Here is a 639-nt window from a genome sequence, read left to right on the forward strand (position 1 = left end):
CACTTATCATTATTCGAAATGTAGATTTGGGATCAACTACCGGGGGCTTATTTGCTGTGTTAGTTTTTCCAGCTCGTTTTTTAAGGCCCGCAACAATAATGCTTTTAATATCTTATTTATTAAAGCCTAAATCTAAAAAGATGGCTTTTCTAATTATATCATTATTGTTTTCATTAGTAAATATTTTTGTATACGGACGGAGAAGTGAGGCTTTTAATTTATTTATAACGATCGTATTCCCGTTGTATTTTGTAAAGGATATTAAAGCAAAACGATCGTTGATTATTCCCGGAATAGTTTTATCGTTAATGATTTTTGTTCTGTTTCCGGCAGCGCGTGCATTTACGATAAATGGGGATTATAGTAGTGTGTTAACGGTTTCTCCGTCCAAGATTTTTGCCTCCTATCTTGCAGCCGAAAAGTCAAATGAGGTTGTGGATGCAGCCAAAAATATGGATGTAGCTACTTTAAGTGGCGATTATAATTATGGTCTCACCGCATATAATAGTTTTGTATTTCAGTTTGCCAGTAGTACCTTTTTTGGGAAACAATTTAAAGAATCGCTATTGGTAAATCCACCTCTCGATCTTAACAACCTTAGAAGTAAGTATTCAAAATCTGATGATGACTACTTTAAAC

General features: G+C 34.1%; 1 protein-coding gene. It reads left to right on the plus strand.

Features of this window, described 5'->3' with window-relative positions; translation table 11 throughout:
- Nucleotides 1-26 precede the first annotated feature (26 nt).
- The coding region (locus AC1DQW_RS27880) for a hypothetical protein (RefSeq protein WP_477457055.1) at nt 27-639 on the plus strand (613 nt) is incomplete at its 3' end.

Source organism: Mucilaginibacter sp. P5_A4, assembly GCF_056400605.1.